Here is a 20658-nt window from a genome sequence, read left to right as displayed (position 1 = left end):
CCCCAAATCGACAACTCCGTTGCCGACATTAGGCCCATTTCGCCGATCCACGAAGCGTTCAACCACATACCCCACACATGGCCACCCAAACCCATTAAGAATGAGAAGAAAGAACACCTCTAAGCAGGCGATTTGCCTCTTGGCTCACGAGCACTATATAGTTACTTCTCGTTGCACAGAGCGAAGCGAGTTGCTCGGCAGCATACACATATTCCTCCATAGCTCAGTTGGCAGAGCATTCGACTGTTAATCGAAGGGTCACTGGTTCGAGCCCAGTTGGAGGAGCAGACAGGAACCGCCTGATTTCAGGCGGTTCTTTTTCTCGTTTTGTATCGCGTTGGTTCATAAAGCTTTGGGCTTGGACTTCCCTACTGCTCGTCGAACACAGTGGGCTTTAGTGCCTCGAGGATATCGTTGTGGTCGCCGGTCTTGTTTGCGCGCTTTATGTAGTGCCGACCGGTGATCGCAGGGCTTGTATGCCCTAGATGTCTGGCTGCTTCCTCAGCCCCCTTTTCGCGGGCGATTACGGTTGCGACAGTGGAGCGGAAAGACTTCAGCTTGATGTGCTTAAAGCGCGCGCCACGCGCCTGCCGGAACCTATTGCCGAGGTTGTGCATGCTGTGCATCGTTCCGGCCCTACTGGGAAAAACATAAGGCACATTCGGATCGCGGCGGGCAAATCGCTCACGCAACATCTCCGCAAACCATTCAGGGATGACAATTTCGCGAAAGCCGGCCGCGGTCTTCGGCTCCGGCTGCCGAACTAACTTTCCGTCTTGGTATACGGCACAGCCACTGACAATCATCGTCGCCGGCTTGCTATCCAAGTCCACTTCTTCCCACAGCAGCGCGGGAAGTTCTCCCGGACGAATTCCGGTTGCCATGTAGCAGCACACCATCCCTGAAAGGTCGGTACGCTTTCCTTGACTTTCCCAAGCAAGGATCTGCGCAAGGAGCTCATTAAACTCCTCCGGTGTAACCTCAACCGGTTCAGCGCGCGGCAATTGCGGCAGCTGAGCAGTCCGCGCGGGGTTCTGTGTCCATAGCTCAAGCCCTTGCCGCTCAGCTATCGAGAAGGCATGTAAGAGCAGAATTCGCAGATGCCGCGCTGAAGCAAGCGAGCTGTCCGCCACTCGTGACAGCCAAGAATGGACTACGCGCGCCTCACAATCTTCCAGGCGGAGATTCCCCAGCGCTGGAATGCCACGCTCGCCTACGAGAAACCGCCGTGCACGCTGATACATGTTCACGGTTTGAATTCGATTTCCTTGCCCGATTTCCCCAGTGCGCAATGCTTGCAGAGCAATGTCAACCAGCTCCAACACCGTCATCCGCGCAGTGACGGCAAAGCGCTGCTCGTTGAACACCAATGCCCAACCACGCTCTTCCAACAGACGTTGCACTTCTTCCCTGCTGGCGCCAACCTCACTAAGTTCAACGATGGCACCGCTGAAGTCCTTCGTCCGCCCTATGGCCTTCCACCCCGTATCAGTGCGTACTACGTTGTCAATCACAACGCCGCCTACCTTGGGCTCACTATTTTCCTCCATGCTCTATTGGACTGATCAAAAGTGCGATTAGTTCCAATCCCAAATGAAGACTTAAATTTGGCCTACCCACTGAGAAATACAAAACCGCCGCATTGGAACACAATGGGTGTTCCAATGCGGCGGTTAGTTTATGTCAGAGTGAACTGCAGGCTGTTTACTTTTCCAGCTCTTCCTCCGGAGCTACGACCTCTTCAAAACGCGGTACCTCATCCGGCACCAACTCAGTGCTAAAGTCTGGCAAACGCTTTCCTACTTCTAGAAGCTCCGCAATTGCTGCAACCGAGCGCTGAGCGCCCTTGCCATCGCCATATGGGTTAACGGCATTAGCCATTGCAGAATAAGCGGCATTGTCATCAAGCAGAAGCTTTGCCTCTGCCACGATAAGCTCACGGTTGGTTCCCACCAGCTTCACGGTGCCGGCGACGACGGCCTCAGGGCGCTCGGTGTTTTGGCGCATGACCAAAACCGGCTTGCCCAAGGAAGGTGCTTCCTCCTGGACTCCGCCAGAGTCGGTCAGGATAATGGCCGCACGGTTCTGGAGCTTGGTGAACTGATCGTACGGAAGAGGATCCGTGATGATGACGTTCTCCAGCGCCTCAACCTCCGGAAGAACTGCTTCGCGGACCTTAGGGTTCAGGTGCAGCGGCAGCGCAAAAATAGTATCCGGATATGTCTTTGCTAGATCCTGTACAGCACCACCGATCTCCTTCATCGCGTCAAGGTTCTCGCGGCGGTGTGTGGTGACAACAACGAAACGCTTGTCCGAGTTAGCGGCCTCAGCAAGAGTTGGATCCGAGAATTCGATGTCCCAAGTTGCTGCTTCAAGGAGAGCATCAATAACCGTATTACCGGTTACAACGATGTCCTTAGAACGAACGTCCTCGCGGCGCAGGTTCTCCATTGCACCTTCAGTCGGCGCAAGGTGCAGGGCTGCAACCTGACCGATGATCTTACGGTTTGCTTCCTCCGGGAACGGGGACAAGATGTTGCCGGTACGCAGTCCTGCCTCCAGGTGAACGATCTGCACACCGCGGTGGAAGCCCGCAAGAGCCGCTGCCATGGCCGTTGATGTATCACCCTGGGAAATGATGACGTCCGGCTCCTCAGCAACGATGATCTCATCGAGGCCGGCAATTGCACGGGAAACAATCTCATTGAGGGTCTGTCCCGGCTTCATCAATCCCAGATCATGCTTGGGGGTAATTCCAAACATGGTGTTTACCTGCTCCAGCATTTCCTTGTGCTGGCCAGTAGAGACTGCAACGGACTCAAAGCGATCATCAGCCTCTAGAGCTTTGATGACCGGTGCGACCTTGATTGCTTCAGGTCGAGTACCGTACACAGTCATAATTTTCGGCTTAGCCATTGTGCTCCTTGGAAGCGTTTTAGGTGTCATACCAACATTTGCTGTCTCGCCAATGATTGCACGTTTCTGTCTCTTCGCGCGCGGGTATGACCAATACTGGGGTGGGTTCCCAATGAAATCGGGTTACTCGGTGACTTGCACCGATCCATCCGCATTGACAGTTACCGTCGCAGCCATGGCCTTTGCCAGATTTAGGCGCTGCCAGAAGCCTGCTTCGCCCTGCCAGTCGAGGGGGTGGCCGGCTGGGTTTGCGGTTTGGCGAAGCACCTCGGCGCGCTGCTCCCAAGTGAGCTCGGGATGGGTTGATTCGAGCAGGACCGGCGCGGCCTTCGGGACAATCATTGGAGCATCGGTGGCATAAGCTGGCTTAAAGTCGTAGTCCAGCATCGGAGCATAACGCTCAACCGCCTGCTCGTCGGTAGCGTAATTCTTACCCGCATCAGCCTGCTGGGCTACGAGCTCGGAGATGTCCTTGCCAGTGCGCCACTTCATCTCTGCACGGATTTCGGCCGCTGCTTGGTCAAGCGCATCGTGCATACGTGGATCGTTGAGACGGTCGGCTGCTGCGGCCTGTCCCGTCATACGGCCGCCGATAACGTCGAGCGGATAATGCACGCCCATGACCACGCGGTGGTTGCCGGCTTCCGCGCCGCGCAGCACGAGCTGCGGTGCAACCTCCGGGAGCATGTGGGCCATCAACGTGGTGATCCAAGTTGCCTGGTTTGTATGGCCAGACGGAAAGGCTGGCGTGGTGCCGTAATAGTCCTTCTTACCGTCGTTGTACTTGTGAATAGCATCGGGTGCTACCTGGAAAGGACGTCGCACGTTGAAGTGGTACTTTTCCGCGAAGGTAGAGCTAGCTAGTCCACCGGCACGAGCTAGGTAGCCATTTCCCAACAGGTACTCCGTCTTTGGCAGGCGGTGCTCGGCAAGAGCATCGCGGAAAGCGGCGCCAAACTCCTCACCCAGTGCGTCAGAAACCGCAAGCATCACGCCGTCAGTGTCAGCAGCCGCATCTTGCTGAGCGCGCTTAATCAGCGCTGGATCATCGGCAGCAGCGTTGTTGATGGCGATGGCCTTTTCGAGGTTCTCATCCATGATTGGCTGCTGGGTCTTCACATGGTCAAACATGCGGACTACTTCCCAGTAGACACCGTATTGGTAGGAAGAGACATCGGAAGGAAAGCCAACCAAGTAGTCGGTGGTGAATGGAGTTGGGGTTGGTGCGCCGTCATGCTGGACTGCTGGGGCACCACTGCTCGAGCCGGTAACAGCCCCCGTAAGCGCTGGCATCGAAGACGATAGCTGTGCACTAGCTGGCGCAGGATTCACATGTGCGCCTGCACCCGCTACACCCACTGCCAGAATTGCGGCCGCTACAGAACGGCGGGAAGCAGCAACTATCGAATAACGATGACGAACCATATTTACTTTCTCCATTGAATTAGCGACAAGAACGCACAGAACGCTAGCTGCATAAGGTGGCGAGAAGGTTAAATTTTTCCGGCTAAAAGATGATCTTTTCTGGTGGCGCGATGGATTTAGCTGAGATGGGTTTAGCTTCGAACGTTGCTTACTTCATCTTCGTTCGAATCCGAGCTGACAGGAACAACACCGATGGCGGCCGTGGTCAGGGCGGCCATGGCTATTGCGGCTGATGCCGCTTGCGAGAGACAAGATCGAGCGGTCACGTCTTTAAACTATCGTGCTTTACCCGAGTTGGGAAGCGGTCACAATAAATTTCATCAATGAGGATACCCACCACTACACCACCGATACAGGTAGGCTGGGTGAGGTTATTAGCGTTAAATCACTACCTGAAGGGTGAGATACTCCAACCATGATCCAATTCGTAGTAGGCGCCGCCGCAGGTTATGTCTTTGGTACCAAGGCCGGCCGCAAGCGTTATCACCAGATCAAGGGCGCATACGAAAAAGCGATCAACTCCCCCGTCACCAAGAACGCAGTAAACGCCACCCGCAAGGCAGTGGCAAACAAGCTCGATCCAGAACCCCGCATGAAAGAGGTAAAGGATCTAAGCCGCGGCCGCCGCATCAAAGGAAACCAGCTAGACGGCCAAGACCGTATCTACGAGCCTGACGAAGACTAGCTAGGCTGCGGCCCACGGAATGCCCTGTCGTTAAGCTCGCGGCGGGCTTGCTCAAGGGCGACGAGATCGGCGAAAAGCGAGTTATAGGCTTGCTCGTCGGCGGAGGGGCGCATGCGGCCTAGTTGGGCCTTGATTTGGGCTACTTGGTCGCCCACGCGGGCTTCCTGGAGGCGGGAAAGCACGCTGTCAGCATAGACCTCCCAAGCTTTGGGATCGGACTCATCGCCCACCTTGATGGGTTCCACGGCAAGCTCACTGACAAAGTTGCGCGCAGTGAGATCGAGCATCTCCCCCGCCACAGCGGCGATCCATTCCACGCTGGGCAGGTTGGCTCCGGCAGCAACGCCACCGACGGTAGAGATTGCCTCGCGGATGATGCGGTAAGACTCGTTCGAGTACGCATCGGCGGTAATCCCGTCAAAATAAGAACCGGCAAGGCCCGGGTACTGCAAGGCCAGCTTTAGGGCCTCCCGCTGCGGCCACAGGTGGGTCTCACGGGGGCTTGGCACGTGGAAGACCGGAGTGTTCTGTTGTGCGGGAGCGGGCGTGCCGGCTTTAATCGGGGCGTCGGCAAGCCGTGCCTTCTTGTCCTTTTTCTTAGGTCGGCGAGCCTCCTGCTGAACCTGCTGCAGGACTTCCTCCGGGTTGGGCCAACCCACCCAGCCGGCTAGGCGGCGGGCGTACTCACGCTGCAGCGGGGCATCGCGAATCTGTGCCACCACGGGCACCGCACGACGCAATGCTTGCAGACGCCCCTCAGCGGTATCGATGCGGTATTCGCTAAGCACCGACTGGATGACGAACTCGAACATCGGGATGCGGTCCGCGATGAGCTCACGCACCGCGGCGTCGCCCTTGGCCAGGCGCAAATCGCAAGGGTCCATGCCCTCTGGTGCCACCGAAACGAAAGACTGCCCAGTAAAGGACTGCTCCCCTTGGAAAGCGCGCATCGCGGCTTTCTGTCCAGCCTCATCACCGTCGAAGGTGTAGATGAGCTCGCCATTGAAGTAGGAATCATCCAGCATCAACCTGCGCAGGACCTGCAGGTGATCGCCGCCGAACGCGGTGCCACAGCTGGCCACGGCGGTCTTCACGCCTGCGGCATACATCGCCATGACGTCGGTGTAGCCCTCCACCACCACCGCTTGGTGTGCTTCCGCGATGTTGCGCTTGGCCAAATCCAAGCCAAAGAGCACCTTGGACTTGCGATAGAGCATGGTCTCAGGCGTGTTCATGTACTTGCCCAGGTTGTCATCCTCAAAAAGCTTGCGGGCACCAAAGCCAATGACGTTGCCCGAAAGGTCCTTGATGGGCCACAGCAGGCGGCGGTGGAAGCGATCGATGGGCCCGCGCTTGCCCATCTTGGAAATGCCAGCAGCCTCTAGCTCCTCAAAAGAAAAGCCCATGCGCAGAAGGTGCTTGGTGGCAGTGTCCCACCCCTCCGGGGCATAACCGCACTCGAAGTCATAGATGGTCTCGCGGCCAAAGCCACGATCGAGTAGGAACTCGCGCGCCTTGGCTGCTTGCGGGGTCTCTAGCTGCTCTCGGTAGAACTGGTGGGCCGCCTTGTTCGCCGCGATAAGGCGCTGCCGAGTGCCAGGTTTTTCGTTGCGATTGCCGGTGCTGCCGCCTTGGTAATTGATGTGGTAGCCAATCTTTTGGGCCACCGCCTCGACTGCTTCGGGGAAAGAGACCTGCTCCATTTCCATCAGGAAGCTAAAAACATCGCCGCCTTTGCCCGTGGAAAAGCAGTGATAATAACCGCGCTGCGGGCGCACGTGGAAGGAAGGCGTTTTCTCTTCCTTGAAGGGCGACAGCCCTTTCATGGAGTCATAACCAGCTGGTTTGAGCTGTACATACTCGCCCACTATTTCTTCCAAAGGCGCGCGTTCACGGATTGCTTGGATGTCGCTCTCCGGAATTCTGCCTTGTGCCATGCGCTAAAGACTACCCCGCTTGTGGGTTGCTGGCTTGCCTTGGGGTGCAGGTACAGGTGCCCAACAACGGCAGTTTGAAAAAGCCACTGGAAAGCCCGGAAATTTACCCACCCTTGGGGTAGGCAAAAGCGGCAAAAGCCAAACCTGGAAAAAGCAGAAGGTCCGAGTGTTTTCCCAGTGCTAGCTAGATTCTCTTTGCAGGAAAATCCCTGCAAAGATGGGGGTATGGCCAATCCCCCTCCTCCAAGAAGAAGCCCTTAGCCGTCCTCGGCAGCTTGCTCTTAGTCGCAGCCGCTGGCTACTTCGGAATCGACCTTGGCAGTGATTCTGGTAGCTCGCAGTCCACGAGTTCAACTGCAAGCTCTGCTTCATCATCCAACGCCGCGAATTTTTCCGGGCACTACGCCTCGTGCGCGATGGATACCCTGCCCGAGGAAGCAGAAGAAACGGCCGAGGATATCTTGGCGGGCGGGCCCTACGACCATCCGGATAATGACAACAAGCGTTTTGGAAACTACGAGGGCGTACTGCCCAAAGAGTCCAAGAACTACTACCGCGAATACACCGTGGATTCGCCCGGCCTAAACCACCGCGGCGCCAAGCGCATCGTCACCGGCGGCGGCAGCGAAACCGACCCCGATGTCTGGTACTACACCGACGATCACTACGAATCCTTCTGCGAGATCCCCGATGCTGAATAATCTCTCCAAAGTTCTAATCACTCAGCCGCTTGAAAGCCGCGCAGATCTGTATTCCGCGCTCGGCACCATCCGTGGCTGCGATACCTGCACTGCCCCGCACAACCTCGACGACTTGGCAGACTTCCTGCACAAGCACAAGGTCGAAACCGTCGTCGCTTCCTCCTGGTGGCTGCCTGCAGAGGACACTGCAGCGGTGCTCGAGGTTTTTAAAGACAGCGCCGTCAAGCTTTACCGCTAGGCCGAAAGCTACCCCATAAACCCAGAAAACCCCGCGGTCTGGCGCGCTAGCCGCTCCAAACGGGACTCGGTCATCGAGGCGATCTGATCCACAATGACCCGCTGGCGCTCAGCATCCGATTCAGCGCGGTCGTACCACAGTCGGAACATCGGGTCGAGGGCGCCCGGTGCGCCGGCGGAAAGATAATCAAAAACGCGGTAGATGCGCTCGCGCTGGCGATCCTGGCGCGCCAAGTGCACCGGCTCATCCATCACGTAGAGCACCGCGATGGTCTTCAAAAGCTTGACCTCATTTTCCGCGCGCGCTGGCACGGCAAGGTTACCCTGCTGGCGCCCCAAAACCAGCTCCGGACCATTGGCCTCACGGGTGGCTTGCACCGTGGCACCAACGTAGCGGCCCACTAGCTCCGAAGTCATCTTTTTCAGCGTGGTGTAGGCGCGCAGGGAGGAATCAAACTCGCTGACTTGCTGGATGACGGGCAGGGCACGCAGGGAATCCGCGGCGTCGAGAAGCTCATCCGCGCTGCCACCGAAAGCTTTGGCGCCTTTCTCCGCGAGGGCAGCCAGCTCCACCAAGTCCCAAAGCACGGCGAGGGAAACGCGGCCCGAAACGATGCCATCCTCGACGTCGTGGACCGAGTAGGCAATGTCATCGGACCAATCCATCGCCTGTGCCTCCATCGAGGGGCGGGAGTCTTCGTGTCCTTCGCGCAGCCAGGCCAAGATGTGGGCGTCCTCGTCGTAGCAACCATACTTGCGGTTCACGCTGCCATCCGGATTGGTCTTGGTCCGCGGGTACTTGCACGCCGCGTCCAATGCGGCGCGCGTGAGGTTCAGCCCAAAAGAATTATCCTCCGCATCGCCCACCTTCGGCTCCAGACGAGCCAAGATGCGCAGGGTCTGCGCGTTACCTTCGAAGCCGCCGCAGATATCCGCTACCTCGTTGAGTGCGTTCTCACCGTTGTGGCCATACGGCGGGTGCCCGATGTCATGGGTCAGGCCGGCCATGTCGCACAGGTCTGGGTCAAGCCCCAGCCCAGAGCCGATACCGCGGGCAATCTGGCCCACCTCCAGCGAGTGCGTGAGACGCGTGCGGGGCGTATCGCCGTCGTGGGGGCCAACCACCTGCGTCTTGTCAGCGAGGCGTCGCAAAGCAGCAGAGTGCAGGACGCGGGCGCGGTCGCGGGCGAAGGCGCCACGGCGATCCGCGTCGGCCGAGCCAGACTTGCTATTAAACACGGAGCCCTTGGGGCTCTCATCGAAGAGGCGGGCGGCGTCGTGCGGGGGATAGGAATAGCTCACATAGTGCAGTGTAGGCGCAACGAGCTTGTACTTTTCTGATTCTGGTAGGGGTGTCTGGCTGCCATTGCAATGCAAAAGCTCCTGTCCCAGCCTCCCTTTTACGGGAAACCTTGGACAGGAGCTCTAACTATGTCCGAGCTTACTTGCTGGACAAAGCGCTGGACAGCTTATCAGCGAAGGAGAAAGGCAGGTTAACCAGTGCCTGCAGGGTGTCTGCTACGAGGTTGAAGACGTTGTTGATGATGTCAAACATAAGTTTTCCTTTCGATAGGGGGAGCTTTCACTAACCACGCTAGCGAGCAGAAAGTGGTTTTGCCACCAAAATCAACTGAGAATTTCCTGCGATAGCTGGAAAAACACTTAAAAATAGCCGCTGACAAGGTGCTTTATCTCCCGGCTTTATTGCGAATTTCTTCGTGTCGGGCGCGTCGCGTCGGGCGGATGAGCCCCTCGAAGCGGTGTAGACCGCTGCGCAGATGCTCAGCTAGCTCCTCCCCTAGTACCTTCCGCGCGCCGAAGACCACCAGGCCGCCCAACTCGTGGGCCACATAGCGCCACCACGGCGGCGCGAAGGTGGGCGTGGGATAGCCGGCTGCACCGACCACCCGTGCCGCAAACCCCTCGTCGCGGGCGATTAGCCAGGCGCGCAAGCGATGTAGCGGGTCGGTCACGATGATGACGCGCTCGAAGCCATGCCTGCGGCGGATGGCGCGCAGGGATTCCACGGTGTCGTTGCCCTCCGGCACGGGCAACACAGTGGCGTGGCCTCTAAGGTACTTGGCGCCGACTTCTGCCTCGGTGAAGCGATCCCCGGGCAACTTGCCACCGACGGTAACGATGGGCACGCCCGGTGTAGCAACCGCAATGCGGCGGGCCTCGTCGAGGCGTGCCTGCAGGATGCGCGAGGGCCTGCCATCGTATTGAGCCGCGCCGAGCACGATGATTGCCTGTGCTTCAGGCTCCACCAGATTAAATTTCTGGGCAATCTTTTCCCGGGATTTCCGTGCTTTCCTGCAGCAGCTAACGCGTCTCATTTGCACTAGCCTAACGGTATTCTGGTGGGCATGACTTCTTCTGCGCGTATCGGTTCAGCCGCCCTAGCGGCACTCATCGTAGGGCTATCGCAGCCTACTGCTTTTGCAGCAACACCACCCCACAACAACGCGCCGGCGGTGCTAGCGCAGGCTGCCCCCTCAAGCATTACTTCCAAGGTCACTGACAACGCTGGGGCGCTCTCCGCTGAGGAAAAAGACCAGCTGGAAGATGAAATCAAGACGCTGCAGAAGAACGAGGGCCTGGTGCTCTACGTGGTCTTTGAAAAGACTCTGTCTGGCTCCGCGGAAGACTTCGCGCAGCAATTCGTCGCCTCCAAGGGCCCGAACTCCGCCATTTATGTTGTCTCCGTCGAAGACCGCAAGGTCGGCGTGCAAACGGGTGGGGCCTGGCCAAAGAGCCGGCTGAATGCCATGTATGAAGCAGCTTCAGCACGCCTGGCAGACGATGACTTAGGCGGTTCTGCTTTGGAGTTAGTCGCAGCTGCCTCGGGCCGCGGGAAGGGTTCTTCTAGTTCTAGCTCCGCTGACTCTGGTTCAGGCGCCGGCTGGCTAGCCGGCGGTGCCGGTGCCCTGGCGCTGGCCGGCGGCGGCATATGGTTGGCAGGCCGCCGCAAGACCAAGAAAGATTCCGCGGAGACGCTCAAGTCAGCGCGCGCCATCGAGCCGGGCGATACGAATTCGCTGAACAGGCTCGATACCGCAACGCTCGATTCCTTGGCGCGCGAGGAGCTGGTCTCTACCGATGAGTCCATTCGCCGCGGCAAGGAGGAGCTCGACATCGCCACCGCCGAGTTCGGCCCCGAGCGCACGCGTCCTTTCACCCGCGCGATGAACCACTCCACCTCCACCTTGCAGAAGGCCTTTGCTATGCAGCGCCGGCTTGACGACGCCGCGCCAGAATCCGAGGCCGAGCGCCGCCAGATGCTCATCGAGATCATCTCCTCGTGCGGCCAGGCCGATGATGCCTTGGATGCCCAAGCCGCGGATTTCGCCGCAATGCGCGATCTGCTGATCAACGCCGATTCCAAACTAGACGAGCTCACGCGCCGCAGCGTGGACGTGCGCGCCCGCATCCCGCAGGCCCAGCAGATTCTGGCACAACTGCAGGAAGACCACCCTGGCGCGCTGGACTCCATTGCCGATAACCCACACATGGCAGAAGTCTCCGTGGGCGAGGCGGAAAAGCAGCTCGACCGTGGCCGTGAACTCGCCGCGGCACCTGCCGGCCAGCAAGGCGGCCTGGTGGCCCTCATCCGCGAGGCCGAGCACGCCATCGAGGTGGCAGACCGCCTCCTTTCCGGCGTCGAGCACGCCGAGTCCAACCTCGCGGCCGCCAAGCAGAATCTTGCCGCGCTCATCGCTGAGGTCCGCGGCGAGGTGGACGAGGCCCGCCAGTTGGAGCAGCAAGGCAAAAAGCTTGGCACTGCGGCCGATTGGCAGGCACTCGACGACGTCACCGCGCGCGCCCATGACGCCGTCACTGCGGCCGAAACCGGCCAGGCCAGCGACCCCCTCGGCCACTACACCGCGTTGACTACCCTCGACTCCGAGCTCGACGAGCGCCTCGATTCCGTCCGCGAAGCCACCGCCACCCGTGCCCGCCAGCTCGACCTGTACAACCAGCAGATGCACTCCGCGCAGGCCGCCATCCAGGCCGCTGAGGACGTCATCTCCACCCGTGGCCGCGTGGTGGGTGCCACCGCGCGTACTCAGCTTGCCGACGCCAAGCGGCTGCACGCCCAAGCCATGCAGCTCAAAAACTCCGATCTGCGCAGCGCCATCGATGCTTCCCGCCAGGCCGCTAACGCCGCACAAAATGCGGCGCGCACCGCGCAGCAGGACATCAACTCTTATCAGCGCCGCCAACAGGTTCAGTCCGCCGGCTCCACCGCGGGAGACATCATCACCGGCATGGTCATCGGCCAGATGCTCGGCGGCGGCAACAGCCATGGTGGCTTCGGCGGTGGATTCGGGGGCGGCTTTGGCGGCGGTTTCGGCGGAAACTCCGGCGGCGGGGGCGGTGGCTTCCGCGGCGGTTCCTTCTAGATCCGCCGGCGCTTAGATCCGCCGGCGCTTCGGGGCGTCGACAAGCGCGCAGCAATAGGTTAAAAACGCGGCGTCGACGTCCGGCACCTGCTGCGGCCGCATATCCGTAATCTCCAGCACGCCCTTGAAAGTGGGGCGCGTGCGGATAATCTCGTTTCCGGAAGCGTCATAAATGCGGCGCTCCCTGCGGAAAGGATTAGGCCTATCCAGCGTGTACTCACGGCCCATACACTTAGCCTGCATGTGGCTAATGGAAACACCCTGCTGCCCCACGTGCAGAGTCTGGCCCGTGGTGGCCGTGCCGCGCACCCAGAAATGGCGACTGCCGCTGTCGATGGAGTGCTCCAGCAAAATGCGCTCCTGCGCCGAAGCCAGCTGGGATTCATTGACGTTCAGCACGTCAGCGCGCACCGTGGCCCATACGGTTCCTTCTTCATCACGCAGGCAATCTTCGGCCCACGTCCAATGCCGGTGTTCTGTACTCACGAGTATCGCTTAATGCCTAGAACACGAAAAGGGAAAGCAGCGCCACCAGGGAGGCAAGCCCCAGCGAGGCAATGACGGGCACTGCCATGCCGCGGGTCTTGGCCTCCAGAATGAGACGGGTAAACCAGCTCAAGGCGATGATCTCGGCGTCGTTTAGCGCGGCCGCCTCGGGCTCCGCGTCGAACTCCAAGATGGCCTTGCGCACGCCGGAATTCTTTGTCGAAAACTGCGCTACCTTGTAGCCGGCGGCGTCTTCAATGATCCAGTCGCCGCCGTTTTCATTGATGAAGGAAAACGCGCGGCCAGCCGCATCCGCCGTGAGGCGCTTGGCGCGGCCCAGCGGGCCCTGCAGCGTATAGACGCGGCCATCCACGCGGGCCGTGGCGCCTTCTTGCGGGTCCGCTGCAAGCTGCCAAACCTCGCCGTCAATTTCTGCCTGATCTGCAGAAAAGACGCCGAAGGCCAGGGGCCCATCCTCCTTCAGCAGGACAGGCTTTTGGCTGTCAGTGCGGTCCCAGCTGGTGTATTGCATCGCTACTTTCTTCTTTACTTGGCCTTTAGCAGCCGATGAGGCGAGCGGCCAGGTATGCCTCAAGCTCGTCGATCTTGACGCGCTCTTGCTCCATGGTGTCGCGCTCGCGGACGGTAACTGCACCGTCTTCAAGGGAATCGAAATCGTAGGTCACGCAGAAAGGCGTGCCGATTTCATCCTGGCGACGGTAGCGGCGGCCGATAGCACCGGAGAGGTCAAAGTCAACGTTCCAGTGCTGGCGTAGCTTGGCAGCCAGCTCGCGGGCCGGGGTGGACAGCTCTTCCTTCTTGGACAACGGCAGAACCGCGACCTTGACCGGGGAAAGGCGGCGGTCCAAACGCAGGACCACACGCTTATCGGTGCCACCCTTGGCGTTTGGCACCTCTTCCTCGTCATATGCATCGACCAAGAAGGCCATCATGGAACGGCCTAGGCCGGCTGCCGGCTCGATGACGTATGGCACCCAGCGCTCCTCGGTGGTCTGGTCGTAGTAGGACAGGTCCTCGCCGGAGCCCTTCGCGTGAACCGAAAGGTCATAGTCGGTGCGGTTAGCCACGCCCTCGAGCTCGCCCCACTTGGAGCCGGTGAAGCCGAATGCATACTCGACGTCGACAGTGCGCTTGGAGTAGTGGGACAGCTTCTCCTTCGGGTGCTCGTACAGGCGCAGGTTTTCTTCCTTGATGCCAAGGTCCACGTACCAGTTGTAGCGATCATCAATCCAGTACTGGTGCCACTGCTCATCCTCGCCCGGCTTGACGAAGAACTCCATCTCCATCTGCTCGAACTCGCGGGTACGGAAGAAGAAGTTGCCCGGGGTGATCTCGTTACGGAAGGACTTACCGATGTTCGCGATGCCGAAAGGCGGCTTCATACGAGCGGAAGTCATCACGTTCTTGAAGTTAACGAAGATGCCCTGTGCGGTCTCCGGACGCAGGTAGTGCAGACCCTGCTCATCATCAACCGGTCCCAGGTAGGTCTTGAGCAGACCGGAGAATGCCTTCGGCTCTGTCCAGTCACCCGGCTGGCCGGTTTCAGGATCGTTGATGTCTGCTAGGCCGTTTGCAGGCTCGTGGCCGTGCTTTTCCTCGTATGCCTCCAGCAGGTGGTCAGCGCGGTAACGCTTGCCCGTGTGGCGGGACTCCACCAGCGGATCGGTGAAGACCTCAACGTGACCGGAGGAAACCCAGACCTGGCGCGGCTGGATGACGGAGGTATCAACACCCACGACGTCCTCGCGGGACTGCACCATGTGGCGCCACCACTGGCGCTTGATGTTTTCTTTCAGCTCCACACCGAGGGGGCCGTAGTCCCACGCAGAGCGCGAACCGCCGTAGATCTCACCTGCCTGGTAGACCAATCCGCGGCGCTTGCACAGGCTTACAACGGTATCGATGACGCTTGCCATGGTTAAAAAAGACTCCTCTGTTAAGGGACAGCCGTGAACAATGTTCCTAGTCTATCCTGCCTCCTTCCGCCTGTGGGCGGGGGGGTGAAAATAAATTTTATATTTTATACAACACTGTGCAAGATGTGGGGTATCGTACTGTTTCAAGCGATTAACAGAAATTGGATTGAAGGTGATCTGCATGACGCAGCCCTCCACGGCGCTTCACACACTCGACATCGACGCCGCTACCCGCATCATTGGCGCTTTAGATTCACCCCTGCGCATCACCCTGGTATTAGCCCTTAACCGCCACGATCACTACGTTCACGAGCTGGTGGCCGCCACCGGCAAATCCCAGCCGCTAATCAGCCAACACCTGCGCGTACTAAAAGATGCCGGAATCGTCGATTCCAAGCGTTCAGGCCGCGAAGTGCGCTACTCGCTGGCCTCTCCCGAGGTGCTTCCTTTGTTGGAGCAGGCTGCAGCACTGTTTAACCGTTAACTTTATTGGAAACTAATTGATAAACTAGCGGTCATGGCTCTCCATGAAAGCATCCCTAAGCTTGGGGCTCGCAACACCAAGCAACGCACCGCTGTCGTCGAGGTTCTGCGTGAACTAGATAAGTTCGCCTCGGCAAAAGACATTCACCGGGCGTTGCAAGACCGCGAGCACAAAGTAGGCCTGACCACGGTCTACCGCACCCTGCAATCCCTCTCCGATATTGATGCAGTGGACGCGCTTCACATGCCTTCGGGCGAAACGCTCTACCGCCACTGCGAATCCGCTAATCACCACCATCACTTGGTATGCACCAAGTGCGGCCGCACCGAGGAAATCGACGGCGGCCCCATCGAGCAGTGGGCATCCAACGTGGCTGCCGAGCACGACTTTGAGCTAACCGGCCACGATGCCGAAATCTTCGGCATCTGCTCCAATTGCCGCGCAAGCTAGGCAGCACCACGTAACAAATAGCTTTAGCTATTTCGTACCGCCGAAACGACGATCCCGCCGCGCGTATTCTTCTACCGCGGCGTACAAGTCCTCCGGAGTGAAATCCGGGAAGAGCTTGTCTTGGTAGATCATCTCCGCGTACGCCGACTGCCACAGCAGGAAGTTCGACGTGCGCTTCTCCCCCGACGGGCGCAGGAATAGATCCACGTCCGGCATGGTGGGGTCATAGAGCGCCGCGCTTAACGACGCCTCGTTAATCGAGCTCGGCTTCACCTCGCCCTTGGCCACCTGATCGGCGAGCTTGCGAACGCCGTCGACAAGCTCGGCGCGCCCACCGTAGTTCACGCACATCGCCAGCGTCATGCGGGTGTTGTCCTTGGTCAACTCCTGCGCAGTCTCCAGCTCCTTGATGACGGAGCGCCACAGGCGTGGGCGGCGGCCCACCCAAACCACACGCACGCCCTTCTCGTTGAGCCACTCGCGCTGCCGGCGCAGCACGTCGCGGTTAAACGCCATTAAAAAGCGCACCTCTTCGGGGCTGCGGCGCCAGTTCTCGGTGGAGAAGGCGTAGGCCGAAAGGTACGGGATGTTCATGGAAAGGCAGGCATCGACGACGTCGAGAAGCACTGCTTCACCACGGCGGTGCCCCTCGGTGCGCTTCATGCCGCGTTCCTCGGCCCAACGGCCGTTTCCGTCCATGACCAGCGCGATGTGCTTGGGCAGGAACTCCTCCGGGATAGCAGGCGGGTTTAAAACTCGGTTCGGATCTGGCGTAATCACGCGCCTTATCTTACTGGTCCATGACCCCCAACGCGGTAACCTTGCGTTCCAAATGCCACTGCAGATGCGCGCGGATGAGTTGGTGGGCTTCCCCGCGCTGCTCATAGGTAGGGCTCGTGGGGTGTCCATGCGCAAGCAACCACATGTGATGCAACGTCTCCGGGTCCACCTCGGCGGCGCCTGGCGGGCGGCACTCGTGGCACGTCGCGCCGCCAACGGCCGGGTGGAAAGCATGATGCGGGCCGGGCTTCTGGCACTGCGCGCAATCGAAAAGCCCCGGCGCCCAGCCGGCATGCGCCATTGCCTGAAGTAGGAATTGGTCCAGCGTCAGAAGTGGGTCATCGTGCTGGAGCCGCTCCAACGTTGCGACCAGCGCATTATAAAGGAACGGGTCTTGGTCAGAATCTGCGAAGGCCAGGCGCTCGGCAGATTCAAGTGCGGCGCAGGCGGCGGTATAGCGCTCATAGTCACCGATAATGGCGGCGCCAAAAAAGTCCACGGTGTCGGCCTGCGAAATCGTGTATAGATTCCGGCCGGGATACAGCTGCACATCCAGGTTTACGAAGGGCTGGAGGCGCGAACCAAAACGCGACTTCGCCCTGCGTACGCCCTTGGCCCCCGCGCGCACCAAGCCATGGCTGCGGGTAAGCAGCACGATGACGCGGTCAGCCTCGCCGAAGTCATAGCTGCGGATGACCAGGGCGCGGTCGCGAAAATTCTCCCTCGGCATACTTAGGTTTTTAAGCCTTGGGTTTTAGAAGCCGAGACGGCCCAGCATCTTCGGGTCAGACTGCCAGTTCTTGAGCACCTTTATGCGCAGGTCAAGGTAGACGTTCTGGCCCAGCAGCTGGATGATCTCTTTGCGGGCGGTGCCCACGATGCGGGTAAAGCGGCGGCCGTCCTTGCCCTCGATGATGCGCTTTTGGCCTGGGCGCTCCAGGTAAAGCACCGCGTGGACGTTCATGACGTCGGGGCGAGTTTCATCGGGCAGCATCTCATCAACCTCGACGGCCACGCTGTGCGGCAGCTCGTCTTTCAAACCAGACAGTGCGGCCTCGCGGATGAGCTCGGCGATGCGCTTTTCCTGCTCTTCGTCGGTGATGTGATCATCGGGGTAGAACTTCGGGCCTTCTGGCAGCTGGTCCACGATGACCTGCACGAGCTCATCAAGCTGAACGCCCTCCTTGGAGGAGACCGGAATGACTACCGCTTGCGGATCCTCCTGGGTGAGTAACTCATGCAGCGCCAAAAGCTGCGCGCCGACCTGATCCTTGCTGGCCTTATCCAGCTTGGTCACGATTCCGATGATTGGGGTCTTCGGCGCTACCTTGCGGACGTTTTCCAGAATCCAGCGGTCACCCGGGCCAATCTTTTCATCGGCAGGGATGGTCAGGCCGATGACATCCACATCGGCATAAGTGTCCTTGACTACCTCATTGAGACGCTCGCCCAGCAGCGTGCGCGGGCGGTGCAGGCCCGGCGTATCCACGACGATAACTTGGGCGTCTTCGCGGTGTACCAAGACACGGATGGGGTGGCGGGTGGTCTCGGGCTGGTTCGCGGTGATGGCGATCTTCTGCCCCACCAGCGCGTTGGTGAGAGTCGACTTGCCCGTGTTTGGGCGGCCTACGAAGGACACGAAGCCAGAGCGGAAGCCCTGTGGCGTGTCGGTGAATTCTGTATAGTCCAGCGCCTCCCCATCGGCGGGAAGGTTCTCAAAGGCGGCGTCAAAATCGGTACTCATTGCTAGTCATCATAGCCCAGCCGCGTCACAGTAGTACATACGCGTTTGAGGCTGCCCGTGGGCCTCTTCACCGGCGTTCTCGTCTCGCAAATACCCAGGGCTGGAAATGCAGCTTTCTGGTGGATTGCGCGACGTCGGCACGCGTGGCGAAACGCGAACAGGACCTCTGGGTTTCCAGGGCTGGGTATCTATGCCGCGCGCCGCGGACCCATCGCCAACATTCGGCGCACCGTCGCGACAAACTCCTCCGGCCGGGCGCGCAACTCCTCAGGGCTAAAGCGCAGGACCACATAACCCATGTTGAGCAGCTCCTTCTGGCGGCGGTGCTCCGCGCGAATCGCCTCCACAGGCCTGTCTTGGTATTTGACATCGCCGTCAATTTCAATGAGCAACCAGCCGTCAATTGCCAAGTCAGCGCGGTACTTGCCCACTATGTACTGCGGGCGCACGTTTATGCCCGCACGCAGCAACAACGCGCGGGCGTAGGACTCCCACGGCGACTCAGAATCAACCACGGCCGCGGCCACCACGGCGCGCGCCGTCGCCACGCCCTTGACGCGGCCCAGCGCGCCCAACGTATCCTGCAAGCGACGGCGGCCCACCTGTGCACGCACATAATCCGCGGCGACCAGCCCTTCTTCGAAGCCGTGCAGGCGGGCCATGTCAATCGCGGGACGCTCCAGCGAGGTGAGCTTAATGCCGTGGACCGTAGTGGTTTGCCCGTGCAGGCGGGCGGCTTTATAAGCGAAGAAATGCCCCTTGGATTTCTGCGGCACCGAGCCCGAGGGCAGCACTGCTGGGTATTCGGTGGGGCGACTAATGGTGGGAACGCCGTATATCAGAGCGGCGGGCTTTCCGATCAACACGGCTTTATGCACGGTCCGTGCGTGGATATACACCCGCGCTATGTCGCGTTCCCAGGGTTTGAGCCGGTTCCAGAATTGCTTCGGCAGCGCGAAGCACCAGGCCGCGCGCACGATTTTGCCGTGGTGCAGCTGCAGCCAGCGCGGGTCTTCGTTGGATAGTTGGCGAAGGTCAATAAGGTGGGCGTCGATTGTGTCAAAAAGTAATGCGTTGTCCATGCCTTACTTTTAACCGGCGGCGGGTGCTGGCGCGCGGCAAGTGCGGCCAGGATGGTCAAATTCCCAGGGCTGGGCACCCAGACCTCCTGTTCGCTTTTCGCCGCGCTTGCCGACGCCCCGCAATCCACCAGAAAGCTGCATTTCCAGGGCTGGGTATTTGCCAAAAGGCGTGGGGCGGGTGCGCTAAAGCTCCTCGACCTGGAACTGCAGCTGCGGATTCGCAAACACGTCCTGGGACTCAATGAGCTGCAGCTCCTGCGAGTCTGCCTCATAAGTGTTGTGCAGCAAGTCGTACACCGAAGACGCGGTGCGCTTGAGCGCGAGCTTCGCATCGTGGGTTTCGACGTAGTGGCCGGTAAACAGCGCGGCAGTCACGTCGCCGGAGCCGTTGCGCTTGAATGGCAGGTGCGGGGTGGCAACGATGTAGGCGCGGTCGCCGTCCACGGCGAGCATCTCAATGATGTCCTCAGGGGTCTCCGGGCGCTTTACCGAGGTGACCAGCACGGTCTTCGGACCAATCTCCTGCGCAGCCTTCACTGCCTCGAGGGTCTGCTCCAGCGTGCCAACCTCGTGGCCAGTCAGGTAGCCCAGCTCAAACTGGTTCGGGGTGATGATGTCAGCCACCGGCACGACCTTATCGCGCAGCAGCGGCGGGATTTCGTCCGAGACAAAGCAGCCAGACTTCGCGTTGCCCATGACTGGATCGCACGCGTACAAAGCCTTGGGGTTGACGGCCTTGATGCGGTTGACAGCGTCGATAATTGCGCCGGCGATGTCTGGCCCGCCCTGGTAGCCAGAGAGGATTGCGTCGATCTTCTCAAAGGCGCCGCGCTTCTCGATGCCGTCAATAATGCTGGTGACATCCGATGCCGGAAGCATCGGCCCGCCCCAATCGCCGTAACCGGTGTGGTTGGAGAAGTTCACCGTGTGCACCGGCCATACCTCGTGGCCCGCGCGCTGGAGCGGGAATACTGCGGCGGAGTTGCCGACGTGGCCGAAGGTGACGTGAGACTGGATCGACAGAATATTCATGCCGTCTATTGTGCAACGTGACGCAACACGTCACCAACGAAACGGGGAAATTAATTTTCCTGTGGCTCGCCCACCGCCGGGATTCCACCGCCGGGGACCTCTTTGTCGAGGTTGGCGCGCTCGGCGGCATCCGGGAAGGCCTTGGGGCCCGAGGGCTTAGGCTGGTAGCTCACCCCGCGCGCGGCGAGGTTGTCATACCAGTCCGCCAGCAGCTCGTTCTGCAGGCTGAACATTTCCTTTTCCTCTGCCGGGGTGGCGTGGTCATAGCCCAAAAGGTGCAGGCAGCCATGCACCGTCAGCAACGCAAGCTCGTGGCCCAGAGAGTGGCCGGCAGCATCGGCCTGGCGCAGCGCGAACTC

Annotated in this window: 21 protein-coding genes and 1 tRNA gene; 7 read left to right on the top strand and 15 right to left on the bottom strand. The window is 59.8% G+C overall.

The features are described from left to right. Nucleotides 1-212 precede the first annotated feature (212 nt). Nucleotides 213-285, top strand: a tRNA-Asn gene (locus HMPREF2724_RS06080). An 83-nt stretch (nt 286-368) separates the two neighbouring features. Here the strand turns inward: HMPREF2724_RS06080 and HMPREF2724_RS06075 are convergent. The 3 genes from HMPREF2724_RS06075 to HMPREF2724_RS06065 all read right to left on the bottom strand — a co-directional run bounded on the left by HMPREF2724_RS06075 (nt 369) and on the right by HMPREF2724_RS06065 (nt 4341). Beyond that, a complete protein-coding gene (locus HMPREF2724_RS06075) occupies nt 369-1514 on the bottom strand; it encodes a tyrosine-type recombinase/integrase (RefSeq protein WP_168161760.1) in 1146 nt (381 codons plus the stop codon). 190 nt (nt 1515-1704) lie between these two features. Continuing rightward, entirely contained in the window at nt 1705-2916 is a 1212-nt protein-coding gene (gene wecB, locus HMPREF2724_RS06070; RefSeq protein WP_070433052.1) for a non-hydrolyzing UDP-N-acetylglucosamine 2-epimerase, read from the bottom strand. A gap of 123 nt (nt 2917-3039) precedes the next feature. Then, nucleotides 3040-4341 (bottom strand): acid phosphatase, encoded by a 1302-nt coding sequence (locus HMPREF2724_RS06065; protein WP_070587670.1) that lies wholly within the window; start codon nt 4339-4341, stop codon nt 3040-3042. A gap of 415 nt (nt 4342-4756) precedes the next feature. Between HMPREF2724_RS06065 and HMPREF2724_RS06060 the strand changes: the two genes are divergently transcribed. After that, nucleotides 4757-5026, top strand: coding sequence for a hypothetical protein (locus HMPREF2724_RS06060; protein ID WP_070433050.1), 270 nt, complete (start codon nt 4757-4759; stop codon nt 5024-5026). On the opposite strand, the gene dnaG is transcribed toward HMPREF2724_RS06060, so the two are convergent. Continuing rightward, nucleotides 5023-6963 (bottom strand): DNA primase, encoded by a 1941-nt coding sequence (gene dnaG / locus HMPREF2724_RS06055; protein WP_070587667.1) that lies wholly within the window; start codon nt 6961-6963, stop codon nt 5023-5025. The two genes, HMPREF2724_RS06060 and dnaG, sit on opposite strands and share 4 nt — an antisense overlap. A gap of 209 nt (nt 6964-7172) precedes the next feature. Between dnaG and HMPREF2724_RS06050 the strand changes: the two genes are divergently transcribed. Together HMPREF2724_RS06050 and HMPREF2724_RS06045 are read left to right on the top strand one after the other, a co-directional pair. Continuing rightward, the gene (locus tag HMPREF2724_RS06050) at nt 7173-7664 is read left to right on the top strand and encodes a guanyl-specific ribonuclease (protein ID WP_070587663.1); all 492 of its coding nucleotides are present in this window, start codon (nt 7173-7175) and stop codon (nt 7662-7664) included. Continuing rightward, nucleotides 7654-7902 carry a hypothetical protein gene (locus HMPREF2724_RS06045; protein ID WP_070587660.1) on the top strand — a complete coding sequence of 83 codons (249 nt, stop codon included), beginning with the start codon at nt 7654-7656 and terminating at the stop codon, nt 7900-7902. The genes HMPREF2724_RS06050 and HMPREF2724_RS06045 overlap by 11 nt, the downstream gene beginning before the upstream one ends. Before the next feature lie 8 nt (nt 7903-7910). Here HMPREF2724_RS06045 and HMPREF2724_RS06040 read toward each other — a convergent pair whose 3' ends face one another. Beyond that, nucleotides 7911-9203, bottom strand: a complete 1293-nt coding sequence (locus tag HMPREF2724_RS06040) for a deoxyguanosinetriphosphate triphosphohydrolase (protein WP_070587657.1) — start codon at nt 9201-9203, stop codon at nt 7911-7913. A gap of 386 nt (nt 9204-9589) precedes the next feature. Continuing rightward, nucleotides 9590-10168, bottom strand: coding sequence for a YdcF family protein (locus HMPREF2724_RS06035; protein WP_070587654.1), 579 nt, complete (start codon nt 10166-10168; stop codon nt 9590-9592). Between the two features lie 99 nt (nt 10169-10267). Here HMPREF2724_RS06035 and HMPREF2724_RS06030 point away from each other — a divergent pair, with 99 nt between their 5' ends. Beyond that, on the top strand, nt 10268-12304 hold the full coding sequence (locus tag HMPREF2724_RS06030) for a TPM domain-containing protein (RefSeq protein WP_070587649.1): 2037 nt from the start codon (nt 10268-10270) through the stop codon (nt 12302-12304). 12 nt (nt 12305-12316) lie between these two features. Here the strand turns inward: HMPREF2724_RS06030 and HMPREF2724_RS06025 are convergent, their stop codons facing one another. The 3 genes from HMPREF2724_RS06025 to HMPREF2724_RS06015 are packed head-to-tail and all read right to left on the bottom strand — an operon-like array spanning nt 12317 to nt 14727. Continuing rightward, the gene (locus tag HMPREF2724_RS06025) at nt 12317-12790 is read right to left on the bottom strand and encodes a hypothetical protein (RefSeq protein WP_070498142.1); all 474 of its coding nucleotides are present in this window, start codon (nt 12788-12790) and stop codon (nt 12317-12319) included. Nucleotides 12791-12806: 16 nt separating this feature from the next. Continuing rightward, entirely contained in the window at nt 12807-13322 is a 516-nt protein-coding gene (locus HMPREF2724_RS06020; protein WP_070587645.1) for a hypothetical protein, read from the bottom strand. Between the two features lie 25 nt (nt 13323-13347). After that, a complete protein-coding gene (locus HMPREF2724_RS06015) occupies nt 13348-14727 on the bottom strand; it encodes a glycine--tRNA ligase (RefSeq protein ID WP_070587642.1) in 1380 nt (459 codons plus the stop codon). 181 nt (nt 14728-14908) lie between these two features. Between HMPREF2724_RS06015 and HMPREF2724_RS06010 the strand changes: the two genes are divergently transcribed. Both HMPREF2724_RS06010 and HMPREF2724_RS06005 read left to right on the top strand, forming a co-directional pair. Continuing rightward, nucleotides 14909-15211 (top strand): ArsR/SmtB family transcription factor, encoded by a 303-nt coding sequence (locus HMPREF2724_RS06010; protein WP_070455933.1) that lies wholly within the window; start codon nt 14909-14911, stop codon nt 15209-15211. A 33-nt stretch (nt 15212-15244) separates the two neighbouring features. After that, complete coding sequence (locus HMPREF2724_RS06005; RefSeq protein ID WP_070498134.1) at nt 15245-15661, top strand: Fur family transcriptional regulator; 417 nt, start codon at nt 15245-15247, stop codon at nt 15659-15661. A 27-nt stretch (nt 15662-15688) separates the two neighbouring features. On the opposite strand, the gene HMPREF2724_RS06000 is transcribed toward HMPREF2724_RS06005, so the two are convergent. The 6 genes from HMPREF2724_RS06000 to ybeY form a co-directional block, all read right to left on the bottom strand. Beyond that, nucleotides 15689-16441, bottom strand: a complete 753-nt coding sequence (locus tag HMPREF2724_RS06000; RefSeq protein WP_083306102.1) for an isoprenyl transferase — start codon at nt 16439-16441, stop codon at nt 15689-15691. A 10-nt stretch (nt 16442-16451) separates the two neighbouring features. Continuing rightward, entirely contained in the window at nt 16452-17171 is a 720-nt protein-coding gene (gene recO, locus HMPREF2724_RS05995; protein WP_070587639.1) for a DNA repair protein RecO, read from the bottom strand. A gap of 24 nt (nt 17172-17195) precedes the next feature. After that, entirely contained in the window at nt 17196-18185 is a 990-nt protein-coding gene (gene era / locus HMPREF2724_RS05990) for a GTPase Era (RefSeq protein ID WP_070587636.1), read from the bottom strand. Nucleotides 18186-18373: 188 nt separating this feature from the next. Beyond that, nucleotides 18374-19267 carry an endonuclease domain-containing protein gene (locus HMPREF2724_RS05985; protein ID WP_070587633.1) on the bottom strand — a complete coding sequence of 298 codons (894 nt, stop codon included), beginning with the start codon at nt 19265-19267 and terminating at the stop codon, nt 18374-18376. A 183-nt stretch (nt 19268-19450) separates the two neighbouring features. Continuing rightward, nucleotides 19451-20299 carry a pyridoxal kinase PdxY gene (gene pdxY / locus HMPREF2724_RS05980; RefSeq protein ID WP_070587630.1) on the bottom strand — a complete coding sequence of 283 codons (849 nt, stop codon included), beginning with the start codon at nt 20297-20299 and terminating at the stop codon, nt 19451-19453. 50 nt (nt 20300-20349) lie between these two features. Next, nucleotides 20350-20658: rRNA maturation RNase YbeY (gene ybeY, locus HMPREF2724_RS13165; protein WP_141748346.1), on the bottom strand; the 309-nt coding region annotated here is incomplete at its 5' end.

Source organism: Corynebacterium sp. HMSC071F07 (assembly GCF_001810285.1).
Classification (GTDB): Bacteria; Actinomycetota; Actinomycetes; order Mycobacteriales; family Mycobacteriaceae; genus Corynebacterium; species Corynebacterium simulans.
Note: the sequence above shows the minus strand (reverse complement) of the source record. Positions and strands in the feature narration are given on the sequence as shown.

Coding starts and splice junctions, on each gene's coding strand:
- pdxY (WP_070587630.1), bottom strand. CDS start 20,299: ATGAATATTCTGTCGATCCAGTCTCACGTCACCTTCGGCCACGTCGGC.
- HMPREF2724_RS06005 (WP_070498134.1), top strand. CDS start 15,245: ATGGCTCTCCATGAAAGCATCCCTAAGCTTGGGGCTCGCAACACCAAG.
- HMPREF2724_RS06060 (WP_070433050.1), top strand. CDS start 4,757: ATGATCCAATTCGTAGTAGGCGCCGCCGCAGGTTATGTCTTTGGTACC.
- dnaG (WP_070587667.1), bottom strand. CDS start 6,963: ATGGCACAAGGCAGAATTCCGGAGAGCGACATCCAAGCAATCCGTGAA.
- HMPREF2724_RS06010 (WP_070455933.1), top strand. CDS start 14,909: ATGACGCAGCCCTCCACGGCGCTTCACACACTCGACATCGACGCCGCT.
- HMPREF2724_RS05985 (WP_070587633.1), bottom strand. CDS start 19,267: ATGGACAACGCATTACTTTTTGACACAATCGACGCCCACCTTATTGAC.
- HMPREF2724_RS06020 (WP_070587645.1), bottom strand. CDS start 13,322: ATGCAATACACCAGCTGGGACCGCACTGACAGCCAAAAGCCTGTCCTG.
- recO (WP_070587639.1), bottom strand. CDS start 17,171: ATGCCGAGGGAGAATTTTCGCGACCGCGCCCTGGTCATCCGCAGCTAT.
- HMPREF2724_RS06030 (WP_070587649.1), top strand. CDS start 10,268: ATGACTTCTTCTGCGCGTATCGGTTCAGCCGCCCTAGCGGCACTCATC.
- HMPREF2724_RS06015 (WP_070587642.1), bottom strand. CDS start 14,727: ATGGCAAGCGTCATCGATACCGTTGTAAGCCTGTGCAAGCGCCGCGGA.
- era (WP_070587636.1), bottom strand. CDS start 18,185: ATGAGTACCGATTTTGACGCCGCCTTTGAGAACCTTCCCGCCGATGGG.
- wecB (WP_070433052.1), bottom strand. CDS start 2,916: ATGGCTAAGCCGAAAATTATGACTGTGTACGGTACTCGACCTGAAGCA.
- HMPREF2724_RS06045 (WP_070587660.1), top strand. CDS start 7,654: ATGCTGAATAATCTCTCCAAAGTTCTAATCACTCAGCCGCTTGAAAGC.
- HMPREF2724_RS06065 (WP_070587670.1), bottom strand. CDS start 4,341: ATGGTTCGTCATCGTTATTCGATAGTTGCTGCTTCCCGCCGTTCTGTA.